This window comes from Gemmatimonas sp. (genome assembly GCF_044344655.1).
Taxonomy (GTDB): Bacteria; Gemmatimonadota; Gemmatimonadetes; order Gemmatimonadales; family Gemmatimonadaceae; genus Gemmatimonas.
In genome coordinates this window covers 22,371-29,639 of record NZ_JBIJCN010000040.1, presented here as the reverse complement: position 1 = coordinate 29,639, position 7,269 = coordinate 22,371, and the positions used below count along the sequence as shown (strand labels likewise).

Genomic DNA, 7,269 nt, shown 5'->3' with positions numbered 1-7,269 from the left:
GGGTTGCCCCTTTTGCGGTGTTTATGGCATGGTTGGCCCTCGGGCCGAGTCTGGCCATTCCTCAACCGTGGGAATCGGTGGCGCGCGTGGCGGTGCTGCTGGCGGTGCTGCTGGCGGTCTCGCGCGACCTAATCGTCTCGCTTCGCGTGCGGCACGTGCTGCCGAGCGTGCTCATCGGCCTTGGCGTGTTCGTGATCTGGATCGCACCGGACCAGCTGTTTTCGGCCTACCGCTCGCACTGGCTGTTCCAGAACAGCGTGACCGGAACGATCACCACGAGTATCCCGGCCAACGAGCTGGCCGACCCGCTGGTGGTGTCGCTGCGCGTGTTCCGCGCCGCGATTCTGGTGCCGATTCTCGAAGAGCTGTTCTGGCGCGGATTCCTGCCGCGCTGGATCGTGCACACGGAGTGGTCGAAGGTGCCGCTCGGCAGCTACACCACCGTGGCGTTCGTGGGCACCGCGCTGCTTTTCGCCAGCGAACATGGCCCCTTCTGGGACGTGGGGCTGCTGTGTGGGCTGATCTACAACGGGTGGATGTGGAAGACGCGGTCGCTCGGAGATCTCGTGCTGGTGCACGCCGTGACCAACGCCGCGCTGGCGGGGTTCGTATTGGTCACGAAGCAGTACGCCTACTGGATGTGAGCGCGCGGTACCTCGGCTTCACGCACGAGCAGTGCCTGCGGGCCGGCGAAGTCGAGCAGGAGTACGTCGCCGTGCCCGTGCACGATGCGTACCGACATGGAGTGTGGCGCCGCGGGATTGTCGGTGTGCAGCGTGTCACCGTCTACGCGGTACACGAGTTCGATCACCTGGTCCTTGCCGCCCACATCCACGTGGTACCGCAACACCCCGGCGGGGAGGAACTCCATGCGCACGCCGGGCGCAAAATCGAGTGCAGGATCGGCGCGCATGAGGCGCCACGTGCCAAGCAACCAGTCCGTCGACATGGGTGAACGATAATGCGGTTCGGGGTTCGTGTAGTGGTTGCGGTGGGATGTCTCCTGACGGCAACGGTTGTGCGGGGCGGCGCACAGGTGCCGCTGGGCGCCACGGCGCGCTTCAACCATGCGCCATTCGATAGCCTGTTGGCCGCGCATGTGCGCAACGGGCTGGTGGACTACGACGCGTTCGCGAAGGCGCCGGCCTTTCCCCGCTACCTCGCCGCGCTCGGCAAAGCGCCCGTGGCCTCGATGGACGAGGCCGAGCAGATCGCCTTCTGGCTCAATGTGTACAACGCGTACACCATCCAGTTGATCGTGCAACACGGTGAGCGGCAGTCCATTCGCCGGATCAACCCCACGCTCGGCTTCCTCAGGCTCAAGGGACCGTGGAACGAACGGCTGGTGCATGCGGCCGGTCGGACGTACACGCTCGATGAAGTACTGCACCGGATCTTGCGCAAGCAGTTTCACGAGCCCCGCGTGCACTACGCCGTGGTGCCGGGGAGCATGGGCGCCCCGCCCCTGCGCAGCGAGGCGTACACCGGCGAGCGCCTCGAGTCGCAACTGGAGGATCAGGCGCGGCGGCTGCTCTCCGACACCACGCGTACCTGGTACCGCAAGGGCGTCCTCGGGGTGAACCAGATCTTCGCGGCCTACGAGCGGGATTTTGCCTCGTCGCGCAAGGAACTGGTGCAGGCGCTGGCACCCTACATCACCCTGCGCACGGACGAGAAACAGCGCGATCGTCTCTTCGAGGGCAAGGCCATTCTCTTTCCGCGCGAATACGACTGGTCGCTCAACATCATGAAGCCGCGCTGACGAATCATCAGGTCGCCACGCGTCACGGTCATGCGGTCAGCGCTGCGCCGGGGTCTTGGTGCGCACGTGGTCAAATATGGCGCGCGCATGCCGCCGGATGTTGTCGATTTCGTACGGACGGATGGGCACCTCGGCGCTGTCGACCGTCTTGCGCTGCGCGGTGAGCGAGTCGCCGGCGAAGGCCATGCTGATCTGCACCGTCATGGGTGCCGGGCTCCGGTCCGGTTGCTGCACCGTCTGGGTGCGCGTTTCACGATAGCCCGACAAGGCGCCGTCCTGCGTGAAGTGCAGCACGCGCTCGGCCTTCCCGTCGGTGCCAAAGGTCACGTGTTCGCTGATCTCGGCGATCGCACTGCGCTCTACTTGGCTGGCCCAGGCAACGGTTTCGTCGCCATCCTGCCAGGTCCCTTGCGCGCTGGCGCCCGCGGCCATGCGGCCGGTTGCGGAGGATTGGCCCTCGGCGGCTACGCTGTCCGACACCGGCGCATCGGAGGCGTTGCACGCCGGGAGCACGGCGACCGTGAAGGCGAGCGCGCAGGCGAGTGCGCCGGCGCTGATCGTTCGAAACGATGTGCTCATGACCCTTCCTGGCTCAGAACTCGCGGCGCTTCATTTCCTTGAAGATTTCCTTGGCTTCCGAGTCGTCGCGTTCGATGTTGCCGCGCGTGGCCTGCAGGGTGGGGTCGTATCCCTGTGCCGCGGGCTTCTTCACCTGCGCGGCCTTGGCCTGCGTCTTCTTGAGCAACGATTTGAGCTGGTTGTCCTTCATCTGCGTGTGCTCCGTGTGGGGCGACATGGGAGGGCGATCACGGGGAGACGGCTCCCGCTTCACGTTGCGGCGCGAGGAGAACCCTGTAAAGAGCCGGTTGGGGAAATCGACACGGATGCATTGCTCACCGTGGCGGCCGCGCGTCTACGGGTGCCATGCCGAGCCGCTCGAGGATGAGCGATACGACACGCCTGCCCGGCGTCGTGGATGGGGCGATCACCTCGAAGTGCCCGCCGTCGACCCGCTCGACGGTGGCGCGGTCGCCGGCGCGTGTGGCGGCCGCGGCGAAGGCTTCCCGAACGGCCAGGGGGGCGATGCCGTCCTGATCACCGGCCACGTGCACCGACGGGACACCGAGCGGGAGCATCGCCATCGGGGAGCCCTGTGCAATGCGCTCGGGAAAGGCAGCGGGCTCCCCGCCCAGCAGTCGTACCGCACCGACGCTGCAGCCGGAGCGCGAACGTCCGGCGAATTCCGCGAGATCGGCGATGCCACCCATCGACACCACGCCGCGGAGCGCGAGGGGCCGGTCGCTGGCGGTTGCGAGTGGGCTCGACGCGGGAAGCCCCGGTCGGGCCGCCAGCCAGAGCGCCAAGTGGCCTCCCGCGGAGTGCCCTGCCACGACCACCCGGGTGGTGTCGATCGGATGGTGGCGGGCGAGCGTGCGCACGTAGTCGGTGGCGCGAGCCACATCGAGGAAAGTGCCCGGCCACCCGCCCCCAGGGTGGTCGGCCCGGCGGTACTCCACGTTCCAGGTGGCCACGCCATGCCGGGGGAGCGCGTCGGCCAGCGGTGAGGTATTGCTGATCGTGGCGAACGAGGAAGTCCAACAGCCGCCGTGGATCACGATCACCAGAGGTACACGCGCTTTCCCCGTCACGCCGGGCAGCCGCAACACCCCGAACTGGAGCGAATCGGCACCGTAGGCGATGCGGACCCCGGGGTCACCGACGGCCATGGTATCCACGTCGCCGGCGCGGAGGAGGCGTACGTGCCCGGGCGATACCGGGGCCGTGGACTGCCCGGCGGCGAGCGACGGCCACCCGATGGTCAGCGCCAGCGCTACCGGCAGTAGTCTCTGGTGGCGGCGCGCGCGGGCGGACTCCCTGCGGCGGTTCGCGTGAGCAGGCAAACTCCGGGGGCGGGAACGGCACTGATTCCAAAGCATGCCGCCAACATGCAGGTAGTGCGGTGGGCCGTCCAGACGTCCCCGGCGCGGGTGTGACTCCGGCGTGACCCGCCTCCCACAACTTCAGTGTTGACGGCTGAAACTGGCCGCGCTAACGTCTAGGAGCTTTCGGATAATGAAGGGGGCGCCACGGCGCGGGAAACGCAGTAGCAGGCGACTTCGGGGACCTGGCTGAACGCGGGTCCCTTTCTCGTGGACTCACTTCACGATCCGATGCTTGGCCGACGTTGCACGACGTCGACTAACCCGCGCGGGGGAACGGTCCGCGAATCAACATGCGTGCTCGGTGCGTACGGCAGGGCCGGACTCCGAACACACAGCAACAGGAGCAGTGCCATGCGTACGACCGGCAAGGTGAAGTGGTTCAACGACGCCAAGGGCTTCGGTTTCATCACGCCCGATGACGGCTCGAAGGATTGCTTCGTTCACCACTCGGCCATCCAGGGCGGCGGTTTCCGCACGCTGGCCGAGGGCGAGCGTGTCGAATTCGACATCGTGCAGGGCCAGAAGGGCCCCGCGGCCGAGCAGGTCGTGAAGCTCCGCGGCTAAGCCGCGACTTCAGCGAACTGACAACGGGCCACCAGTCTTCGGACTGGTGGCCCGTTGGTTTTTCGCCTCGCGCCATGCACGAAGGGCCGCCCGATGCACCGGGCGGCCCTTCGTGTTCATGTCCGACGCTTACTTGATCTCGCCGTTGCCGCGGTAGTAGTCGCCAAGGAGATGTTCGGCGAAGTACTCCATCAGCATGCGCTGATTGTACGTGCCCACCGCGCCGCGGTACCCGTGCGGCTCGCCGGGGTACACGTAGTAGTCGAAGCGCTTGTTGGCCTTGATCAGCGCATTGGCCAGGCGGATGGTGCCGCCCGGATGCACGTTGTTGTCGAGGTCACCCGTAACGAGGGCGAGGTTGCCCTTCAGGTTGGCCGCGAGTTCGTCGTTGGTGGGGACGCGGATCTCGAAGCGCACGTTGTCGATGTTCGTCGAGTCCTGCACCACTTCACGCGAGGCACCAACGCCGTTGCCGGCACCGGGGCCGCCGCGACGCTGCGCGCCAGCCGCTCCCGCCCTGGCACCGCCACGCGCGCTGTCGTTCTTCGCCACGACCCGTACGCCGTGGTTCCACTCGCTCCAGTTCTGGTTGTAGATGTTGTTGTCGTGATTGCCCGACTCCGACCAGCCTACCTTGAAGAACTCGTTGTAGGGCGGGAGCAGCATCGCGGCCGCGGTGAGGAAGCCGCCACCGGAGTGGCCGTAGATGCCCACCTTGTCGAGATCGATGTACTTGTGGCGCGCCGCCAGCTGCTCGAGCGCCGCCTTCTTGTCGGCGAGTGCGTAGTCGCGGAGGTTGCCGTAGCCGTAGCGGTGATAGGCAAGGGAGCGGAGCGGCGAGCCGCCGCGATGTCCCACCTGCACCACGATGAAGCCCAGCTGCGCGAGCTGCATCTGGCCCCCCCCCACGCTGAAGCCGGTGGTTACCGCTTCCGTCTGCGGGCCCGGATACACGTAGTGAATCACGGGGTACCGCTTGGTGCTATCGAAATCGAACGGCTTGAAGACGTTGCCGTAGAGCTCCGTGACGCCGTCGGCCGCCTTCACCGAGAACGGTTCGGCGGGCTTCCACCCGAGCTCCTTGAGCTTGGACACGTCCATCTCTTCGAGCTTCGTGAGCACCCGGCCCGTGAGGCCGTCACGTACCACCGACACCGGCGTCTGGTCCATGCGGGAGTACGTGTCGTACACATAGCGTCCGCTCGGCGACACGATGCTGGGCGTGCCATTCTCGCCCAGCGTGAGCGCGTGGTGCGCGTTGCCGGCGTCGAGCAGCGTGAAGCCCGTGCCGTCGCCGTTCACGCGGTAGAGGTGCGTCTGGTACAGCTGTTCGCCGGGTTCGCGCCCCTGACCGGAGACCCACACCTGCTTCGTGGTGGAGTCGATCTTCACGATGCTGTTGGCGTTCCACTGGCCCGTGGTAAGCGCGCGCTTCTCGCCGCCGTCGAAACCGTACACGTAGAACATCCCCCAGCCGGTCTTCTGCGACCACCAGAGGAACTCCCCACCCTTGGCGAGATAGCGTACCGGCTTCGGCTCGAGGGCGGCGCCTTCGATGGCGTCGGTGAGCAGCGTCTTGATGGCGCCGGTGGCGACGTCGAGCTCGATGAAGTCCACGCTGCGCTGGGGACGATCACGGCGCACGAGGCGCAGCTTGTCGCCGCTTACCGGCCAGTGCAGATCCTGCAGCGACTGGTCCTTCCACTTGCGCACGTTGACCTGCTTGATCGCGGCATCTCCACGGCGATAGAGCCACAGCTCGTTCTGTGTGACGTTTTCCTCGCCGGGCATCGTGTACTTGTAGTGCAGCAGCACGGGGCGCGGGTTGGCCAGCACGTTCACGAGGAACAGGTCCTTGACCTTGCGCTGGTCGCGGCGCACGAAGGCAAAACTCTTCGAGTCCGGGGACCAGATCACGTTGGGACGCACGCGCATGTCGCGGCTGTTCGCGTCGTTCTCCTCCGTTTCTTCGCCGTCGTTCTGCTGTCCGCCACCGCCGCTGAGGGCGTTGAGCTGGCGACGGTTCTCCGTCGTGTCCCGCGCGCCAAAGGAATAATCCTCAGCGCCGTCGGTGCTGATCTTCGTGGTGTCGCCCTTCTTGACGTCCACCAGGAACAGGTTGTGGGCGCGCGCGAAGACAAACACGGTGCTGTCGGGCGCATAGTTCTTGAAGTCGCGGCCGGCGGCACCACCGCCGAATCCACCGCCACCGCCGCCACCGAAGCCGCCCCCCTGCGTATCACGCTCCTCGTCGGCCGGCGGCGGTGCGTTGCGCTGCACGCGGCCCAGCGACTTGAGGCTTTCGCTTGCCAGCGTCCACTCGTAGCGCACCGTGTCCACCGTGAAGCGGAACGCCTTGTGGCTCTTGAGGAACGTGATGGCCTGGAAGGGCAGGTTCGTGGCGTCGTAGGGCTTCTTGCTGAGCAGCGTCAGCTGCTCCGCCATCTTGGCTGGATCGAAGAGCGCGCGCTTGGTACCGCCGGCCGGGGAGGGCACGTACAGCATGAAGCGCGAGCCGCTTCGGTCACGCCAGTTGTAGTACATCGTGTCGGACTTCCCAAGGAAGCGCGGCTGCACGCCGAAGGTGTACGTGACGCTGCGCAGCGCCCCGGTACCAAATCGGTTGGCCAGAGCCCAGTTCGCCTTGTTGGGGCGGGCTTCGTCGGGCTGGCCCGTCGGCGCGGCGAGCTGGGCCTGGAGGGAAGACGTCGCGGCGCCGAGCAGCAGGAGCGCACTGGCGAGGCGACGGGTGGGGAACGACATGGAGCAAGCCTCCAGTGGGTGAGAATACCCTGTATTTACTCTCCGGCGCGAAGCGGCGTTGAGGGAGCAGGCTCGGCTTGTAGGGCGCGGCCCAGTGAGCGTGGCGCACACCGGCGGGACGTACCGCCGGGAGCGCCACGGTCGACCACCCGGGCCGGGCACATCTCAATCCTAGGAGCGATATCGGTATGCTCCAGTCCGGACTACACTCAGGGTGCGGCCCGCCCTACACCTCGG

Annotated in this window: 8 protein-coding genes; 3 read left to right on the top strand and 5 right to left on the bottom strand. The window is 66.6% G+C overall.

Annotation, left to right across the window (positions count from 1 at the left end):
* On the top strand, positions 1-644 hold a 644-nt coding region (locus ACIQ51_RS10915; protein ID WP_396205072.1), incomplete at its 5' end, for a CAAX prenyl protease-related protein.
* Here ACIQ51_RS10915 and ACIQ51_RS10910 read toward each other — a convergent pair.
* The gene (locus ACIQ51_RS10910; protein ID WP_396205071.1) at positions 632-949 is read right to left on the bottom strand and encodes a hypothetical protein; all 318 of its coding nucleotides are present in this window, start codon (positions 947-949) and stop codon (positions 632-634) included. The genes ACIQ51_RS10915 and ACIQ51_RS10910 overlap by 13 nt on opposite strands.
* Positions 950-991: 42 nt before the next feature.
* Between ACIQ51_RS10910 and ACIQ51_RS10905 the strand changes: the two genes are divergently transcribed.
* The gene (locus ACIQ51_RS10905) at positions 992-1,762 is read left to right on the top strand and encodes a DUF547 domain-containing protein (RefSeq protein ID WP_396205070.1); all 771 of its coding nucleotides are present in this window, start codon (positions 992-994) and stop codon (positions 1,760-1,762) included.
* A 36-nt stretch (positions 1,763-1,798) separates the two neighbouring features.
* Here ACIQ51_RS10905 and ACIQ51_RS10900 read toward each other — a convergent pair whose 3' ends face one another.
* From ACIQ51_RS10900 to ACIQ51_RS10890, 3 genes are all read right to left on the bottom strand, one after another.
* On the bottom strand, positions 1,799-2,341 hold the full coding sequence (locus ACIQ51_RS10900; protein WP_396205069.1) for a hypothetical protein: 543 nt from the start codon (positions 2,339-2,341) through the stop codon (positions 1,799-1,801).
* A gap of 13 nt (positions 2,342-2,354) precedes the next feature.
* The gene (locus tag ACIQ51_RS10895; RefSeq protein ID WP_396205068.1) at positions 2,355-2,558 is read right to left on the bottom strand and encodes a hypothetical protein; all 204 of its coding nucleotides are present in this window, start codon (positions 2,556-2,558) and stop codon (positions 2,355-2,357) included.
* 97 nt (positions 2,559-2,655) lie between these two features.
* Entirely contained in the window at positions 2,656-3,663 is a 1,008-nt protein-coding gene (locus ACIQ51_RS10890) for an alpha/beta hydrolase (RefSeq protein ID WP_396205067.1), read from the bottom strand.
* 393 nt (positions 3,664-4,056) lie between these two features.
* Here ACIQ51_RS10890 and ACIQ51_RS10885 point away from each other — a divergent pair, with 393 nt between their 5' ends.
* The gene (locus tag ACIQ51_RS10885) at positions 4,057-4,269 is read left to right on the top strand and encodes a cold shock domain-containing protein (protein WP_291160622.1); all 213 of its coding nucleotides are present in this window, start codon (positions 4,057-4,059) and stop codon (positions 4,267-4,269) included.
* A 129-nt stretch (positions 4,270-4,398) separates the two neighbouring features.
* On the opposite strand, the gene ACIQ51_RS10880 is transcribed toward ACIQ51_RS10885, so the two are convergent.
* Complete coding sequence (locus ACIQ51_RS10880; protein WP_396205066.1) at positions 4,399-7,032, bottom strand: DPP IV N-terminal domain-containing protein; 2,634 nt, start codon at positions 7,030-7,032, stop codon at positions 4,399-4,401.
* Positions 7,033-7,269 lie beyond the last annotated feature (237 nt).